Here is a 16,489-nt window from a genome sequence, read left to right as displayed (position 1 = left end):
GGCGGGTCCCGGCCGTAGAGAGGACCTCGGTGGATCAATCCCCCACATCGGCCGATCACGACAACCATGGCGACCATGAGAACGTGGAGCGGGCTGAGCTGGCGGCGGAGCAACAGCATGTCGACCGGGTGTACGGCCGGGTCGAGGAGGCCGCGCGTTCGGCGTCCCGGATCGCGGTCGAAGGCCACCAACGCGGCCAGGCGCAGAACGTCGGGCGTGTCCGCGACGAGGAGCAGACCGGTCTGTACGAGCGCGATGTGCTGGTGTTCGCCGCCGCACGCCGGATCGCCGAGCTGGACGCCGAGCACGAGGGCCTGGTGTTCGGCCGGCTCGACTCCGACCACGGCGACGACGAGCCGGCCGCCACGACCGCGGACGGGCTCGAGAAGCTGTACGTCGGGCGCATCGGCGTCCGTGACGCGGAGTACGAGCCGCTGGTGATCGACTGGCGCGCGCCCGCGGCCGAGCCGTTCTACCGCGCCACCGCGACGGACCGGCAGAAGGTCGTCCGGCGCCGCGTGCTGCGGAACAAGGGGCCGCGGATCGTCGGTCTCGAGGACGACCTGCTGGCGCCGGAGCGGGCGCCGGAGGACCTGCCGGTGATGGGCGAGGGCGCGCTGATGGCGTCGCTGTCGCGGGCCCGTGGGCACACGATGCGCGACATCGTCGCCACCATTCAGGCCGAGCAGGACGAGGCGATCCGGGCACCAGCCCGTGGCGTCACCGTCATCGGCGGCGGACCGGGCACCGGCAAGACAGTGGTCGCCCTGCACCGCGCGGCGTACCTGCTGTACAGCGACCGCAGGCGCTTCGAGCGTGGCGGCGTACTGGTCGTCGGGCCGTCGGCCGCGTTCATGGCCTACATCGAGCGGGTGCTGCCGAGCCTCGGTGAGAACACGGTGTCGCTGCGTGCGGTCGGCGAGCTGGTCGACGGCGTGAAGGCCACTGCGGTCGACAGCGCCGCAGCTGCTGCCGTCAAGGGTTCGCTGCGGATGCGTGCGGTGCTGTCACGTGCTGCCCGCGACCGGGTGCCGAACGCGCCGACGAACCTGCGGGTGTTCCTCGGCGGCGCCACCGTCGAGCTGGACGCCAACCAACTCGACAACGTACGCCGGAACGCGCTGCGTCGCACGGTCCGCAACCGGGCCGCCGCCGAGGCACGGAAGGGCTTGATCGCCGCGCTGTGGCAGCGCTTCCCGGAGGACCTGCGCAACGGGCCTCTCGGCGACCGTGAGGCGTTCGGCGACCGCGTCACCGACACCCCGGCGTTCCGCACGTTCTTCAGCCAGTGGTGGCCGGTGCTGACCCCAGAAGCGGTACTGCGGTGGCTCGGTGACCCACGCCGCCTCCAGCGCTGGGCCCGCAACGACATGACCCCCGCTGAGGTCGACGCACTCGCTACCGCGATCCGTACGACCGACGAGTTCACCATTGCCGACGTCGCGTTGCTGGACGAGCTGACCACACTCCTGGGCCGGCCTCCGATCGTGGAGAACACCGACGAGGAGTTCGACTGGCTCGAAGGACTGTCGGACGGCGTCAACGAAGTACTGACCAGCTCCGAGCGTCGTGCCCGGGCTGCTGCGGCACGGGAGGCGGAGGAGCCGGACGAGTACGCGCACGTGCTGGTGGACGAGGCACAGGACCTCTCCCCCATGCAGTGGCGGATGGTGACGCGGCGCGGACCGCAGGCCAGCTGGACGATCGTCGGCGACCCGGCGCAGAGCTCCTGGCCCGACCCGGACGAGGCGCGGGCCGCGATGGACTCGATGCTGTCGCACCTGCAGCGGCACGCGTTCCGGCTGTCCACCAACTACCGGAACTCGGCCGAGATCTACTCGTTCGCCGGTGAGGTGATCCGGCAGTCCATCCCGGACGCGGACCTGCCGAACGCGGTCCGCAGTACCGGAGTGGATCCCGAGCACCGGATCTTCGACGCCGGCAAGGTCTCCGAGGCGGCCGGTGACGCGGCCGTGGAGCTGCTGCAGCTGGTCGAGGGCACCGTCGGCGTCATCGTGCCGCCGGCGCTCCGCCCGGTCGTCGACCCGGTCCTCGCCGAGCTGAACGACCCACGGGTCGTCGCGGTGAGCCCGCTCGACTCCAAGGGCCTCGAGTACGACGCGGTGGTGGTCGTCGAACCGGACCGGATCGTCAGCGACACGCTGGGCGGCGTACGGGCGCTCTACGTGGTCCTCACCCGCGCCACCCAGCGCCTCATCACCGTCAACAGCACGACCCGCTGGCTACCTTCTTAGGCGCGAGGTACGACGTACGACACGAGGTCGGCGTCGTTGGCCGAGAGGTCTGCCCAGCGGGTGGTGAGGTGTAGGACCGCGAGGCCCGTGGTCGGGTACTTCTGGGTGAGCTCGACGCGCTCGGGGCTGGTGCCGTCGAGCGCGAGCTCGTCGGCCAGCCACGGGATGCCCGGCGCGTGGCCGACGACGACCACGGTGCGGGCCTCGGCCGGAGTTTCGCGGATGGCGTCCAGGATGCCGTCGGTGTCGGCGTTGTAGATGCGCTTGTCGTACCAGACGTCCTTCGCGGCGACGCCGGCCTCGGCGACGTACTTCCAGGTCTCGCGGGTGCGCTTGGACGGCGAGCACAGGACCAGGTCCGCTTCGATGCCTTGGGCAACGAGATGCCGTCCCGCGGCGCCCGCGTCGGCGCGACCACGGTCGGCCAGTGGTCGCTCCAGATCCGGCATCGTTTCGGGCGGCACCGCCTTGGCGTGCCGGAGCAGGACGAGAGTGCGGTCGATCAGCAGGTCCGACGGGTCAGCCATTGCGTCAGGATACGACGGCTGCCTTGAGGTTGCGGAAGACCTGTCGCGTTGCGGTGGATCTGTTCAGGGTGATGAAGTGGATGCCGGGCGCGCCGCCGGCCAGCAAGCGTTCGCACAACTCGGTCGCGATCTCGATGCCGACCTCGCGGACGGCGGCCGGGTCGTCCTCGACGGCGAGCAGCCGGTCGGTGACGGGGGCCGGTAGCGCCATGCCGGTGAGGTCGGCCATCCGCTGGATCTGCTTGATGTTCGTGACCGGCATGATGCCCGGCAGCACCGGGATGTCGCAGCCGAGCGCGGTCGCCCGGTCGACGAGCCGGAAGTAGTCGTCGGCGCCGAAGAACATCTGCGTGATCGCGTAGTCGGCGCCGGCCTGAGCCTTCGCGGCGAGCACCTGCGCGTCCGCCTCGAGCGAGGTCGCTTCCGGATGTTTGTCCGGGAAGGCAGCGACACCGACGCAGAAGTCGCCCAGCGAACGGATCAGCTCGACCAGCTCGACGGCGTGGTTGAGACCTTCGGGGTGCGCGACCCACGGCTGGTTCGGTCCGCCCGGCGGGTCGCCGCGGAGCGCGAGCATGTTGCGGACCCCGGATCCGGCATACGCGCCGATCACGGAGCGGAGCTCGTCGCGGGAGTGCGAGACGCAGGTCAGGTGCCCGAGCGGCGTCAGCGACGTGTCCTGCGCGACCCGTTCGGTGACCCGGATGGTGCCGTCACGCGTCGTCCCGCCGGCGCCGTACGTGATCGAGACGAAGGTCGGCCGCAGCTGCTCGATCTCGCGGATCGACCGCCACAGCACCTCCTCCGCCTCGGGCGTCTTCGGTGGGAAGAACTCGAACGAGAAGGACCGGTCTCCGGACGCCAGCAAGTCGCGGATGGTCGGCGCACCGCCGGGAAGCGTCGAAGGAAGACCGTTGGCCATGGCGCCAGGTTACCCGCGGTGGCCACTGCCGTCAGCCCACCGACTACGCTCCGAGACGTGTATGGCGATGTGGACATCCCGGGTGAGATCCAGCGGGCACTGAGCGGCTTCCTCGACCGGCAGGAAGAGCGGCTGACCGCCATCGGGCCTGAGCTGGCCGAGCAGGTGGAGGCCGCGCGGGACGCGACCAGCGGCGGCAAGCGGCTGCGTCCGTCCTTCTGCTACTGGGGTTTCAGGGCTGCGGGCGGCGATCCGGCGCTGCCGATCCTGACCGCCGCGGCGAGCCTGGAGATGCTCCACGTCAGCGCGCTGGTGCACGACGACGTGATGGATTCCTCGGACGTACGGCGGGGTGCGCCGGCCGCGCACCGCCGGTTCGAGGCGCTGCAGCGGGAACGCGCCGCGAAGTCGGGACACGGCGCGGATCCGGTCGGGTTCGGCGTCGGCGCCGCGATCCTGCTCGGGGACCTGTGCCTGATCTGGGCCGACGAACTGCTGCACACGTCAGGCTTCGACGCGGCGGCGCTGGCCCGGGCAGAGCAGTACTTCGACGCCGTACGGGTCGAGGTGACGGCCGGGCAGTACCTCGATCTGCTCGCACAGGCGAGTGGTACGTCGGACATGGATCTGGCCTTGCGCGTGCTGCGGTACAAGTCGGCGACGTACACGATCGAGCGGCCGCTGCACATCGGTGCCGCGTTGGGTGGCGGGGATGCGCAGCTGATCTCGTCGCTGTCCGGGTACGGGCTGCCGCTGGGCGAGGCGTTCCAGTTGCGGGACGACCTGCTCGGCGTGTTCGGCGATCCCGCTCTGACGGGCAAGCCGGCCGGGGACGATCTGCGCGAGGGCAAGCGAACGGTCCTGATCGCGTACGCCGTCGACCACGCGTCGGAGATCCAGCTGACCGAGTTCAACCGGCTCTTCGGGCGCCCGGACCTCGACGACGACGAGATCCAGCTGCTCCGCGAGATCCTCCAGGACTCCCGCGCCGTACAGGCCTGCGAAGACCTCATCACCGACCGCACCGAGGACGCCCTCGACGCCCTCGACCGCGCTCCCCTGGCCGACGACACCGCCCGCAAAGCCCTCACCGACCTGGCCGTCGCAGCGACCTCGCGAGTCGTTTAGCTACTGCTCCGCCAGCATGTTGATGAGGCGGAGGAGGTCTGCGGTGGCGGGAAGGTTGCCGAGGACGATGACCTTGAGGACGCCTCGTTCCTCGTCGTAGATCGTCTCGGCCTTGAGGTGGACCGCCTCGGGCTGGTTGAGCGCGCCGTGGATGTGCGTGCTGAGGCGGTCGGCGGTGGCTCGGTCGACCGCGTCGATGTGGACGATGCTGGACGCCTCGACGTGCCGCGTGGAGCGGTCGACGTCGATCACGGCAGCCGGCGTACCGGTGAATTCCTCGAGGTCCTCGCGGGTGATCCGGTACTGCTTCCCGATCCGCACCGCCTTCAGCCGGCCGTCGCGGACGTAGTTCCGGATCGTCCGAACGTGCAGCCCCAGCTGGTTCGCCACCTGCTCCACCGAATACAGCTCCTGGGCCATCTTCTCAGCGTACGGCACGTTCCTTAGAATTCCCTATAAATAGCCGATTCCAGGCACTTACGGTATTTTGAGGTACATGGTGCTACTGGCTGGGGTGCAGGTCCACGTGAGCGACACGGCGCTGACGAACGAGAGCGACGCCGTACAGCTGATCGTCGACGCGCACTATGCGCATCAGGCCGAGTGGATCGCATTCGCGCCGGAGCAGTTGGGCGACGAGTTCTTCGAGCTGAGCAGTGGGCGGGCCGGTGCGATCACGCAGAAGTTCGTGACCTACCAGATGGGCCTGGCGGTCGTCGGCGACATCTCGGAGCGGGTCGCGGCGAGCAAGCCGCTGGCGGACTGGGTGCGGGAGAGCAACCGCGGTCGCAATCTCCTGTTCGCCGCGGACCTCGACGAACTGACCGAGCAGCTACAGCACCGGCAGTGAGCTCAGCAGGTCGGGCGTTTTCGTCTCGACGATGAGCACCCGGAGCTGGCCGGAGTTCGTGGTGTCCTCGGCGAAGATCTGCAGCGCGACGTCGACCGTGTCGTGGTCGTGGTCGAGCAGGTGCCGCAGCCCGGTCCACAGCACGACCTCGGGTGCGCCGGTCGACCGGTCGCTCAGTGAGTCGGCGAGCGCGTCCCAGTTCCGGCCGAACCAGCGCGGCAGGTCGAACGCGGTCGCGCACAGGTCGAGGAACCCGGTCTTGTCGTGGATCTCGCCGGTGTCCAGCAGCACGAATCCGAACCCGGCGGCGGCAGCATCACGGCGTACGTCGGGAGCAGCCGGAGCGGACGGCCAACGGTAGACGCCAGGCCGCAGCCCTTCGGCCAGCAGCGTGCTCAGCGAGCTCATGAAGTTCCCCCGTCTTCCGCGATCCGGCGGAAGGATTCGTAATGGTCGTCCGTGTAATAACGCTCGCCGGCGTTGCCGGTCACGATGCGACGGGCGCCCCGGTCCTTCTCCCCCGGCGTCTTCACGGTGTACTCGTGGTAGTAGCCGCGGTCGTGCTTGGGCAGGATCTTCTCCAGGTTGCCGAACACCACACCGTCGCGGCTGTACGGGTACGGCCCGCCCTGGTCGATCAGCTTCAGCGTGTCCTGCCCTTCCTTCGGCAGGTCCGCCACGGCGACGTACTTGAGACCGCTGGTCGGATCGAGATCACCGGACGCCGTCTTCTTGTCGGCCGAGCAGCCGAACAGCGACGCCGCCAGGGTGATCACCAGCATGGCGATCACGACGATCGCGACGATCCGCGCGGCCTTCGGGTTGTTGATCACCGCAGCCTCCGGCTGAATTCGGCGGCCGCCTCCCCCGGGTCGTCCGCCTCGGTGATCGCCCGTACGACGACCACGCGCGAAGCCCCCGCTTCCAGTACCTCGTCCAGCCGCTCCAGGTCGATGCCGCCGATCGCGAACCACGGCTTCGACTGCTTGCGACCGGCCGCGTACGACACCAGGTCCAGGCCGGCGGCCTGACGCCCCGGCTTGGTCGGCGTCGCCCAGGTCGGCCCGACGCAGAAGTAGTCCGAGCCCACCTCGTCGACCGCTGCGTTCACCTGGCTGAACGTGTGCGTCGAACGCCCGACGATCGGACCAGGTCCGACGATCGCGCGAGCGGCATGCACCGGCAGGTCACGCTGCCCCAGATGCAGTACGTCGGCGCCCGCGGCGAACGCGATGTCAGCGCGGTCGTTGACGGCCAGCAGCTTGCCGTGCCGCCGGCATGCGTCAGCGAACACCTCCAGCGCGGCCAGCTCGTCGGCAGCCTCCATCTCCTTCTGCCGGAGCTGCACGATGTCCACGCCGCCGGCCAGCGCGGCGTCCAGGAACTGTTGGAGGTCGCCCTGCTTCTCGCGCGCATCCGTGCACAGGTAGAGCCGGGCATCCGCGAGACGATCGGTGTGGTCAGTCACACCCCAAAGCCTGCCATGTCCCCGCAGAAGTAGGCTTACGGCATGCCTGAGCACACCTCCGAGGTAGTAGTGGTCGGTGCCGGGCTGATCGGTCTGGCGACCGCGTGGCGGCTGGCCGCAGACGGTATTCAGGTGACGATTTGTGACCCCACACCGGGCGCCCAGACCTCGAACGTCGCCGCTGGCATGCTTGCCCCGGTCACCGAGGTGGAGTACGGCGAGGACGACCTGCTGGCCCTCAACCTGGCTTCGGTGAACGCCTGGCCCACCTTCGCCGCCGAGCTCGAGGAACTCACCGGACAGCCCGCGGGCCTCCACCAGACCGGCACGCTGTCCGTCGCGTACGACGTGGACGACGCAGCAGCGCTCCGCAGGCTCGCCGACTACCAGCGACGCCTCGGCCTCGAGGTGGAGGAGCTGTCAGGTCGTGACGCCCGCCGCCGCGAGCCCATGCTCGCCACAGGTGTGTCCGGAGGCGCCTGGGTCCCAGGTGATCATTCCGTCGACAACAGGCAGGCCGTGGCGACTCTGCTCCGCGCGGTTGAGCTCTCCGGCGTACAGCTCATCCGCCAGCGCGTCACCCGAGTCATCACGTCCGGTACGACGGCACTCGGCGTACAGCTCGAGAACGGCGACACGGTGCACGCAGGTCATGTGATCGCTGCAGTGGGACCGTGGTCGTCGCAGCTGGACGGCGTACCCGAGGAGCTTCGTCCGCCGGTGCGTCCGGTAAAGGGTGAGGTACTGCGGTTGCGGGTCCCGGAGGCGTACCGTCCGGCGCTGCAGCACACTGTGCGCGCCACTGCCCGGGGCTTCTCCGTCTACCTCGTGCCGCGACCGGGTGGCGAGCTGGTCATCGGGGCGACCACCACCGAGCTCGGCTACGACACTCGGGTGCTGGCCGGGGGTGTGTTCGCGTTGCTCCGCGACGCGCGGACCGTCCTGCCGATCATCGACGAGCTGGAATTCATCGAGTCGATCGCCGGCCTCCGTCCCGCGACGCCGGACAACGCGCCGATCCTCGGACCCTCCGGTCTGGATCGGTTGCTGTGGGCAACCGGCCACTACCGCAACGGCGTCCTGCTGACCCCGGTCACCGCGCAGATCCTGGCCGAGACCGTGCGCACCGGAACGCTACCGGACCTCGGGAAACCCTTCCTGGCCAGCCGGTTCGGGCACTGACTCACCGTTGCCCGCAGCAACCGGAAAGATTGTGAACGACAACAATGTAGTTCAGCCTTGAATTGTAACCTTTGCGTTACAGGCGTAACACCAACCCCATCCGCCCCTGTTGTCACATCCGTATCAGCACATACGGTCAAGTGACGTTCACACGGGGAGTTGGTTGCGATGCGCAACGTCGTACGGATATTGACTGGCCTGGCCGTACCGGTGCTGACCGCGGCGGTGATCACCGCCGGTTCGCCCGGCTTCGGCGCGTACAAGGTCAAGGAGGGCGACACCCTCGGCCACATCGCCGGCCGCTACGGCACGACGGTCTCGACGCTGGTCGCGCTGAACAAGCTCGGCGGCAACGGCAACGCGATCTACGCCGGCGAGGTCCTCAAGGTCCCCGGCAAGGGGTCGTCGACCACCACGACGACCAAGACGCGCTCGAAGCTCGGCCGGGTGACGTACGTCGTGAAGCCCGGCGACACCGTCTCCGGGATCGCGAAGCGCTTCAAGTGCTCCCAGGCCAACCTGCTCGCCGCGAACGGGCTGAAGGCCGGCGACCGCATCTACGCCGGCAAGCCGCTGCAGGTGCCGGTGAAGGTGCGCCAGAAGGCCCGGACCGACAACACGTTCGCGGGGCGCACGTACGCCGACCACATCGTCGCCGCGGCCAACCGCAACCGGGCCACCCTGAAGAAGCGCAAGCTGCCGACCCGCACCCAGATGCGCTCACTGATCGTAAGCACCGCGAAACGGTACGGCGTCGATCCGGAGCTCGCGCTCGCGGTCGGCTGGCAGGAGTCCGGGTGGAAGCAGCGGGTCGTCTCCCCGGCGAACGCGATCGGCGCGATGCAGGTGATCCCGTCGACCGGCCGGTTCGCCTCCCGGCTCGTCGGCCGTGAGCTGGACCTGCTGAAGCCACGCGACAACGTCACCGCCGGTGTCGTCCTGCTGAGCCGCCTCACCGGCGCCGCCAAGCTCGACATCGCGGTGGCCGGCTACTACCAGGGTCTGGGCGGCGTGAAGAAGAACGGCATGTACGCCGACACGAAGGTCTACGTGAAGAACGTCCTCCGGATCAAGGCTCAGCTCGAACGCGGGTGGGACCCCCTGCGGTGAGCCTGAGCCGGTGACGCTGAGGCGTTATCTACACTCTCTGAGCAGAACGGTTTGGGGAGAGGCGGCTCACCGCAAGTGACGGACGACGTGGACACGCAGGTCAGCGACCGCCTCGTCGGGCGCGTGCTCGACGGTCGGTACCGCGTGGGCGCGCGCGTCGCCAAGGGCGGCATGGCCACCGTCTACGAGGCGCTGGACATGCGTCTGGACCGGACCGTCGCGCTCAAGGTGATGCACGACGGGCTCGGTGACGACGCCCAGTTCACCCGCCGGTTCGTGGCCGAGGCCCGCGCCGCCGCCCGGCTCTCGAACCCGAACGTGGTGGCCGTCTTCGACCAGGGCGACGACGACGGCACGCTGTTCCTGGCGATGGAGTACGTGCGCGGCCGGACGCTGCGCGACGTCATCCGCGAGGAGGCGCCGCTGTCCCCCGCCCGCGCGCTGGACCTGCTCACACCGGTCCTGTCCGCGCTGTCGGCCGCCCACGACGCCGGCATCGTGCACCGCGACATCAAGCCCGAGAACGTCCTGATCTCCGACAAGGGCGCGGTCAAGGTCGCCGACTTCGGTCTGGCGCGTGCAGTGAGCGCCAGCGGCAACACCGCTACCCAGGGGCTCCTGATGGGCACCGTGTCGTACTTGGCGCCGGAGCTGGTCACGGACGGCAGTGCGGACGCCCGCTCGGACGTGTACTCGGCCGGCATCCTCCTGTACGAGATGCTCACCGGCAACAAGCCCCACTCCGGTGACACCCCGATCCAGGTCGCCTACGCCCACGTGCATGCCGACGTACCCCCACCGTCGCTGGAGCAGCCGAGCATCCCGCCGTACGTCGATGCGCTCGTTCAGCGCGCGACCGCGCGGGACCGGGACCTGCGGCCGACCGACGCGCGGGTGTTCAGCCGACAGGTGCACCGGGTGCGCAGTGCGCTGGACGAGGGACTTCCGGACGACCCTGAGCTGACCGGTGACCTGACGGTGCCGATTCACCAGATCCGGCAGGACAGCGGGTACGACGACGGCTACACGCGCGGCGAACCGCACCCGGACAGCCAGCCGATCCACCACGACACAATCGTCGTACCGGTCGACCATGGCCGGCCGACCGGAGCTCCGGCCAAGACAGCTCCAGTGTCATCGCCACGACGCAGGTCGCGTGGGCCGCTCGCGCTGATCCTGATCCTCGCGGCCGCGATCGGCATCGGTACGTCGGCCTGGTACTACGGCATCCACCGGTACACCACCACGCCCGACCTGGTGACCCTGGAGCCCGCTGCCGCGAATGCGAAGGCAGCGGAGTCAGGCCTGCACACGACCGTGGACAACCAGGACTACTCGGAGGACGTGAAGCCTGGCCAGGTCATGAGCACCGACCCGAAGGCAGGCGACCGGATCCGCAAGGACGGTGATATCGGTCTCACCGTCTCCAAGGGCCCGGAGCGGTACCGCGTGCCGCAGCTCGTCGGTCTGCAACTGGACGCCGCGCAGCAGGCGCTGTCGCCGATCAAGCTGATCACCGGGCAGATCAACGCGCAGTACAACGAGACCGTGCCGGCAGGCAAGGTGATCGCGATCAGCCCGAGGTTCAACACGGTCGTGAAGCCGGGGACCGCGGTGAACTTCGCGGTCAGCAAGGGCAAACGGCCGATCACCGTCCCGGACCTGACCGGCAAGTCGTACAGGGACGCGAAGAAGACGCTGACCAAGCTCGGGTTCGTCGTCGGGCGCAGCACGCAGTACGACGAGAAGGTCGCCGAGGGCAACGTGATCAGCCAGACGCCGAACAACGGCACGCTGTTCGCCAAGGACAAGGTCTCGCTGGTCGTGTCGCTCGGCCCGCCGCTGGTCGAGGTCCCGGACGTGAAGCGGAAGACCACGGCCGACGCGCAGAAGATCCTCGGCGACGCGGGCTTCAAGGTGACGGTGCAGAAGGCGCCCTTCAACCTCGGCCTCAACATCGTCGCGGCCCAGAGCCCCGTCGGCGGCCGGAAGGTCAAACCCGGTAGCACGATCGTGATCACCGTGCTCTGATTTTGGCTTACCCGCAAGGGATCTGATCTGATGTCCGGCGTGAACCACCCGCGTCTCGCCGTACTGGCCCTGCTGTCGGTTGCGGCCGCGTGGGGGTCGACGTTCTTCCTGACCAAGGACCTGCTCACCAGGATGGACGTCGCCGACTACTTGGCGTTGCGGTTCCTGATCGCGTCGGTCGCGCTGATCCTGGTCCATCCGCCCGCGATCGCGCGGCTGAGCCGCCTGGACCGCGGCCGCGCCGTTGCCCTCGGCATCACGTACGGCATCGCCCAGCTCCTCCAGACCGAGGGCCTGCGGCACACGTCGGCGAGCGTTTCCGGTTTCGTCACCGGCATGTACGTCGTCTTCACCCCGCTGCTCGGCGCCGTGATCCTGCGGCACAAGATCGGCCGCTGGGCCTGGGTCGCCGTGATCCTCGCCACGACCGGTCTCGGCGTACTGTCCCTGCGCGGGCTCAGCCTCGGCCACGGCGAGCTGCTGACGCTGGCGTCCGCCGGCCTCTACGCGCTGCACATCATCGGCCTCGGCACCTGGTCGACCTCGAAGAACGCGTTCGGTCTGTCGTCGCTGCAGATGATCGTGATCACCTGCGTCTGCGCGATCGGCGCCCTGCCCGGCGGGTTCTCGGTGCCGAGCACCGGCGGCGACTGGGTCAGTGTGATCTACATGGCGCTGGTCGCCGGGGCCCTCGCGCTGATCGTCCAAACCTGGGCGCAGGCACACCTGACTCCCACTCGCGCGGCGATTGCGATGACAATGGAGCCAGTGTTCGCCTCGACCTTCGCTGTGCTGTTCGGCTCCGACAGCCTCACCTGGAGGATGCTGGTCGGCGGCGCACTGGTGGTGTCGGCCATGTACCTGGTCGAGCTGGCACCACGACGTAAGTTCGAGGCGGAAGTGCAGCACCTGGCGCAATAGGAGGGTTATGCGGGGGAACCGGCGGCGGGATCGGTGGTTCCCGTACGTCGTGATCGCCCTCCTGCTCGCGATCCTGGCAGCCGGGACCACCACCAACCTGGTGCGCAACCCGCAACCCCGCCTGGTCGCAGACGGTGTCCCCGGTGACACTGCGCCCTTGCACGCCAATTCGTCCCTCCGGAGCGAGAGGTACGACGACATGGTCAGGCGCGCGCTGGCTGACCTCGACGCGCTCACCCTCTCGAACGGCGCGACCCTGGCCGGCTGGGACGGCCCGTGGCGGTACGTCTGGCCTCGGGACGCGTCGTTTGTCGCCGTCGCCCGCTGCGCGATCGGACAGTACGACCAGGCGCTCGACGTACTGACGTTCCTGGACCGCGTCCGGCCGTCCAGCGGTCGCTGGCAGGCCCGCTACACCGACGCCGGTGGTCGCGTCGACGACGGTCGCGAGCCGCAGCTGGACGCGTCCGGGTGGGTGTTGTGGGCCACCTGGTTCTGCCGCGCGGGCAAGCGGTACTGGGACCTCGTCGAGGAGTCGGCCGACCAGATCCTCAGCGAACTGGGACCTGACGGGCTCCCCGCCCCTTCCTCTGACTACTGGGAGCGCTCCGAGAAGGAGCTGACGATCGGAACCGTTGCTCCTTTGCTGACCGGCCTCCGGTCGGCCGTGCGGATCGCCACCGAGGAGAAGCGTCCGGCCGAGGCGACCCGTTGGCAGGAAGGCCTCGACAAGTTGTCGGCGGCAACCGACCGGGTCTTCGGGCCGGACTACCCGCGGACACCGGCCCGCGCCACGAGCTTCGTGGAGCCAGGTGTCGAGCCGATCAGCGTCGGCGGCGGTGCCGACGCGTTCGTCGCCGTACTGGGGCCGCCGTTCGCACCGGCTCGCCCCGTCGTGTCCACGGCGATCGACCAGGCGCACGCCGTACTCACGCAGCCCAACGGTGGCGTGACGCCTGGCGAGTCGTGGCGTGCTGACGGCGTGTCCTGGACGCCTCAGACCGCGTTGTTCGCGTTGAGCGCTGCTGCGCGCGGAGACCGCTCCGGAGCCGAGGCCCTGCTCTCCTGGCTCGACCGGCACCGCACCACCACCGGCGCGCTGCCCGAGAAGGTCAACCGCGACCTGGAGCCAGCCGGCGAGGCCCCACTCGCGTGGACCGCCGCACTGGTGGTCCTCGCCGACACAGCCCTCCAGAACCCGCTGCCGATCCCTTAGCCGCTGCAGACAGTGCCCGATCAGTTCCGCTTCGCTCGCCTGAGCTCGCGGAGCCGCAGTCGACGGAGCCTGTGCCGACGAAGCCGCTGACGCAGCGTCTCGGAACCACGCGAACGGCGTCGCTCGTCGCTCGTCAGCCAGATCCACCCCAACGCGCCGAGCCCGAACAGCCCGGCGGCGATGGGGACGGAGCTGTACATGGCGAACGGCGACCTGTTGAAGACAGCGTCCCGCGACGTGACCCAGACCGTCACCTGCTCGCCCTCGTCCGGAGGGTTGCAGGTCGTCATCACGCCGTGGTGCGTGCCTCCGTCTGCGTCCGTCCAGGTCAGGTCGACCTCGTACGACGTGCCGTGGGTGTGCTCGAGGCCCTTGTCGTCCTTGCTCTCGGTGCATGCGCCATCGGCCGCAGACGCACCGGCGACGGCGGTCACCTTGTCCGTCCGCAAGGTCGCCTGCTCGAAGAAGTCATCGGGATCGTCCGACCCCAGCAGCAGGGCAAGCCCGAAGATGATCGACCACACGAGCGCACCGGCGATCGCCCAGCCGACGATGAACACAACGCGGCGCATCGCAGCACTCCCTTGTACGTCCCCCCGGTGGACGTCAACGGTGGAGTATAGGCGTGACGCCGTGGCTAGCAGATCTCCATCGCGTCGTGGGTTGGCGCGTCCGGTCGTGCCGTGCTCGTCTTGCCCGAGTAGAAGAACGCCGTGGACGAGATGTCGTCCTGCAGCGGCAGGTAGCGTCCGCCGGAGCGCCAGCCGAGTGCCTGGACGTCGACGCGCAGCCGCTCCTTGAAGCGGACCGGGTCTGGCAGGTGGAAGCGGTACATGCCGAACCGCTGCTGGCTCTGGTACTGCCCGTCCGGCCGGATCACCTGCGGCATCCCGAGGTACGGCGTACTGAACTCGGTGTAGCCGCCCAGGTGGGGTACGTCGAAGTTCCACGCGCCGCCGAAGTAGTCCTCGGTACCTGTGCCGCAGATGGTCGGGAACTCGTCGTCACCGTCCAGGTAGAACTTCACCTCGCCCTCACCCCACCAGCCGGTGCTGTTGACGCCCCAAGCCAGGTAGGTACCGACGTAGTGCCCCGGCCCTTCCACACCGTCCAGCAACGTGTGGACCGTCTTGGAAGGCAGCGGGTTGCTCCGGCGCCACTGGGCGTGCAGGTACGCCGACTTGTCCGGTACAGCGCCCAGCCAGTAGTCCACCTGGAAGTACACGACCACTGCCTCGTCGTGCGTGTTCTCCAGGGTCAGCTGCGCCTGGGACTGGAACGGCATCTCCCAGTAGCAGTTGAAGCCGCCGTTGGGGTTCACGGCGACCGGCAGCGAGCTCACCTGGGCGAACTTGCCCCAGCCGGAGCAGAAGAAGTCGCCGACCGGCGTCTCGATCGCGGGCGCGGCGTCGCCGTCCCAGAACGCCCGCAGTACCAGCCGGCGCCAGTGGTCGACGTGCGTGGTCAGCCAGATGTGCGTGATGCAGCCGGACCCGGCGATGTCGGCCAGCGTCACGGTCTCCCCCGGCCCGATCTCGATCGACGGCGAGACCTTCCAGCCCTGGCCGAGGTCCCGGGCCGCGTGCGCGCCGGTCCCCTCGGTCCGCCGTCCACCCTGACCGGGCTCGCCGGTGGGGTTCTCCGCACTGATGGAGCGCGACTCGACGTCGGCGAGCGCGCTGATGCCGGTGAGGTTCCCAAGAGTCATACCCGCGACCTTAGGCCGCACCAGGTTCTGTGAGAAATCGATTGCCCATCAAGTGGAACTCTTCCGTGGGCGCTTATATTCATCGTGGGTTATATTGCTGGCATGGACAGTCGGCGCGGGACGGTCTTCACGACGGGCGACGGACGGACGGGGATCCGGTTCGAGCGGCTGCTGCGGTATCCGCCGGAGCAGGTGTGGCAGGCGATCACAGATCCCGCGCGGCTGTCGGCCTGGTTCCCCGCGGTGGTGGAGCTGGATCGTCCGGTCGGGAGTGAGCTGTTCTTCGGGGTGACGTCGGAGCAGCAGCGAAGGTACGGGATGGCGGACGACCCGGACCGCAAGCCGAACGGGAGGCTCCTGCGCAACGAGCCGCCGATAGTGCTGGAGTACGAATGGGCCGGCGAGATCCTCACCTGGGAGATCGATCGCACCCCGACGGGCAGCCGATTGGTATTCACCAACGTGCTGTCCGATCCCGAGGCCGCTGGACCTGCGGCGGCAGGCTGGGAGGCGGGGCTGGAGGTCGTCGAGGCTCAACTCGACGGCAGGCCCATCACGTGGGATCCGCTCAATCGGGCCGAGGAGTTGGCCGCCGCGTACGAGTAGCGGGGTTCAGCAGGGGCGGACCTTGGCGTCCAGGCCGTGGATGAACGAGAGGCAGGCCCAGGGGCGTCCCTGGTCGCGCTTGGCGCGGACGATAAGCGGGTAGGCGTCCGCGCCGCGGACCTGCGGGTTCTTCTCGGTCGGGAACGTTCCGACCGCTCCCCCACGCCTCTCGGCCGCGGTCTGCACGTCGGCCACCGACACCGCGCTCCGGGCGTCCTTCTGCGCCGCGTCCTTCGCGTCGGTCGCGACCTGTAGCGCGAAGTCGATCTCCGGCGGCTTCGACCAGGTCGTCTGCGACACCGGGATGATCAGCCCGAACATCCCCAGCCCGACACCCGTCACGATCTGCCGCAACCGCCGGGTCTGGTCGGTGAGCAGCAGCGCGGTGCAGCAGACCGCGAGCAGAGCCGTGACGCCGCGGAGGATCCAGTGCCGGTCGAGCCGGTTGTCGACCGCGAGCCCGGCCGCGACGGCGATCAACAGACAGAGCCCGGCCGCACCGAGCGCGCGAGCGCGCGGAGACAGAGATTGCATGCCGCAGACGATAGACGCTGGGCCGTTCGTC

At 69.0% G+C, this 16,489-nt stretch carries 18 protein-coding genes and 1 pseudogene; 10 read left to right on the top strand and 9 right to left on the bottom strand.

Going from position 1 to position 16,489, the window contains the following annotated elements; translation table 11 throughout:
• Positions 1-29: 29 nt before the first annotated feature.
• Complete coding sequence (locus OHB24_RS28385; RefSeq protein WP_442913926.1) at positions 30-2,255, top strand: HelD family protein; 2,226 nt, start codon at positions 30-32, stop codon at positions 2,253-2,255.
• Here OHB24_RS28385 and OHB24_RS28380 read toward each other — a convergent pair.
• Both OHB24_RS28380 and metF read right to left on the bottom strand, forming a co-directional pair.
• Positions 2,252-2,782: a SixA phosphatase family protein gene (locus OHB24_RS28380; protein ID WP_327633907.1), complete on the bottom strand. Its 531-nt coding sequence runs from the start codon at positions 2,780-2,782 to the stop codon at positions 2,252-2,254. The two genes, OHB24_RS28385 and OHB24_RS28380, sit on opposite strands and share 4 nt — an antisense overlap.
• A 4-nt stretch (positions 2,783-2,786) precedes the next feature.
• Complete coding sequence (metF, locus tag OHB24_RS28375) at positions 2,787-3,704, bottom strand: methylenetetrahydrofolate reductase [NAD(P)H] (RefSeq protein ID WP_327633906.1); 918 nt, start codon at positions 3,702-3,704, stop codon at positions 2,787-2,789.
• Positions 3,705-3,761: 57 nt separating this feature from the next.
• On the opposite strand from metF, the gene OHB24_RS28370 reads away from it, so the two are divergent.
• Complete coding sequence (locus tag OHB24_RS28370; RefSeq protein WP_327633905.1) at positions 3,762-4,832, top strand: polyprenyl synthetase family protein; 1,071 nt, start codon at positions 3,762-3,764, stop codon at positions 4,830-4,832.
• Here the strand turns inward: OHB24_RS28370 and OHB24_RS28365 are convergent, their stop codons facing one another.
• Positions 4,833-5,252 carry a helix-turn-helix domain-containing protein gene (locus tag OHB24_RS28365; RefSeq protein WP_327633904.1) on the bottom strand — a complete coding sequence of 140 codons (420 nt, stop codon included), beginning with the start codon at positions 5,250-5,252 and terminating at the stop codon, positions 4,833-4,835.
• Between the two features lie 76 nt (positions 5,253-5,328).
• Here OHB24_RS28365 and OHB24_RS28360 point away from each other — a divergent pair, with 76 nt between their 5' ends.
• Positions 5,329-5,682: a DUF4180 domain-containing protein gene (locus OHB24_RS28360; RefSeq protein ID WP_327633903.1), complete on the top strand. Its 354-nt coding sequence runs from the start codon at positions 5,329-5,331 to the stop codon at positions 5,680-5,682.
• On the opposite strand, the gene OHB24_RS28355 is transcribed toward OHB24_RS28360, so the two are convergent.
• From OHB24_RS28355 to thiE, 3 genes are read right to left on the bottom strand one after another with little or no spacing between them, the layout of a single operon-like run.
• A complete protein-coding gene (locus tag OHB24_RS28355) occupies positions 5,665-6,090 on the bottom strand; it encodes a barstar family protein (RefSeq protein ID WP_327633902.1) in 426 nt (141 codons plus the stop codon). The genes OHB24_RS28360 and OHB24_RS28355 overlap by 18 nt on opposite strands.
• On the bottom strand, positions 6,087-6,515 hold the full coding sequence (locus OHB24_RS28350) for a ribonuclease (protein ID WP_327633901.1): 429 nt from the start codon (positions 6,513-6,515) through the stop codon (positions 6,087-6,089). Before OHB24_RS28350 ends, OHB24_RS28355 begins: the two co-directional genes overlap by 4 nt.
• The gene (thiE, locus tag OHB24_RS28345; protein ID WP_327633900.1) at positions 6,512-7,150 is read right to left on the bottom strand and encodes a thiamine phosphate synthase; all 639 of its coding nucleotides are present in this window, start codon (positions 7,148-7,150) and stop codon (positions 6,512-6,514) included. Before thiE ends, OHB24_RS28350 begins: the two co-directional genes overlap by 4 nt.
• Positions 7,151-7,192: 42 nt before the next feature.
• On the opposite strand from thiE, the gene thiO reads away from it, so the two are divergent.
• The 6 genes and pseudogenes from thiO (at position 7,193) to OHB24_RS28320 (ending at position 13,610) form a co-directional block, all read left to right on the top strand.
• Complete coding sequence (thiO, locus tag OHB24_RS28340; protein ID WP_327633899.1) at positions 7,193-8,332, top strand: glycine oxidase ThiO; 1,140 nt, start codon at positions 7,193-7,195, stop codon at positions 8,330-8,332.
• 168 nt (positions 8,333-8,500) lie between these two features.
• Positions 8,501-9,442: a LysM peptidoglycan-binding domain-containing protein gene (locus OHB24_RS28335; protein ID WP_327633897.1), complete on the top strand. Its 942-nt coding sequence runs from the start codon at positions 8,501-8,503 to the stop codon at positions 9,440-9,442.
• 87 nt (positions 9,443-9,529) lie between these two features.
• Positions 9,530-11,260 (top strand): annotated as a pseudogene (gene pknB, locus OHB24_RS28330) (Stk1 family PASTA domain-containing Ser/Thr kinase); the annotation flags it as partial.
• Positions 11,261-11,266: 6 nt separating this feature from the next.
• Positions 11,267-11,473, top strand: coding sequence for a PASTA domain-containing protein (locus OHB24_RS43365; protein WP_442914003.1), 207 nt, complete (start codon positions 11,267-11,269; stop codon positions 11,471-11,473).
• Between the two features lie 30 nt (positions 11,474-11,503).
• Positions 11,504-12,394, top strand: coding sequence for a DMT family transporter (locus OHB24_RS28325; protein WP_327633895.1), 891 nt, complete (start codon positions 11,504-11,506; stop codon positions 12,392-12,394).
• Positions 12,395-12,401: 7 nt separating this feature from the next.
• Entirely contained in the window at positions 12,402-13,610 is a 1,209-nt protein-coding gene (locus OHB24_RS28320) for a glucoamylase (protein ID WP_327633894.1), read from the top strand.
• Positions 13,611-13,630: 20 nt separating this feature from the next.
• Here OHB24_RS28320 and OHB24_RS28315 read toward each other — a convergent pair whose 3' ends face one another.
• Both OHB24_RS28315 and OHB24_RS28310 read right to left on the bottom strand, forming a co-directional pair.
• The gene (locus tag OHB24_RS28315; RefSeq protein WP_327633893.1) at positions 13,631-14,182 is read right to left on the bottom strand and encodes a hypothetical protein; all 552 of its coding nucleotides are present in this window, start codon (positions 14,180-14,182) and stop codon (positions 13,631-13,633) included.
• Between the two features lie 65 nt (positions 14,183-14,247).
• Positions 14,248-15,318 carry a glycoside hydrolase family 172 protein gene (locus tag OHB24_RS28310; RefSeq protein ID WP_327633892.1) on the bottom strand — a complete coding sequence of 357 codons (1,071 nt, stop codon included), beginning with the start codon at positions 15,316-15,318 and terminating at the stop codon, positions 14,248-14,250.
• A 102-nt stretch (positions 15,319-15,420) separates the two neighbouring features.
• Here OHB24_RS28310 and OHB24_RS28305 point away from each other — a divergent pair, with 102 nt between their 5' ends.
• A complete protein-coding gene (locus OHB24_RS28305) occupies positions 15,421-15,924 on the top strand; it encodes an SRPBCC domain-containing protein (protein WP_327633891.1) in 504 nt (167 codons plus the stop codon).
• Between the two features lie 6 nt (positions 15,925-15,930).
• Here OHB24_RS28305 and OHB24_RS28300 read toward each other — a convergent pair whose 3' ends face one another.
• The gene (locus tag OHB24_RS28300; protein WP_327633890.1) at positions 15,931-16,458 is read right to left on the bottom strand and encodes a hypothetical protein; all 528 of its coding nucleotides are present in this window, start codon (positions 16,456-16,458) and stop codon (positions 15,931-15,933) included.
• Positions 16,459-16,489: the final 31 nt, after the last annotated feature.

The sequence above is a fragment of the Kribbella sp. NBC_00482 genome (assembly GCF_036013725.1).
Lineage (GTDB): Bacteria > Actinomycetota > Actinomycetes > Propionibacteriales > Kribbellaceae > Kribbella.
This window is presented reverse-complemented; position numbering and strand designations above follow the sequence as displayed.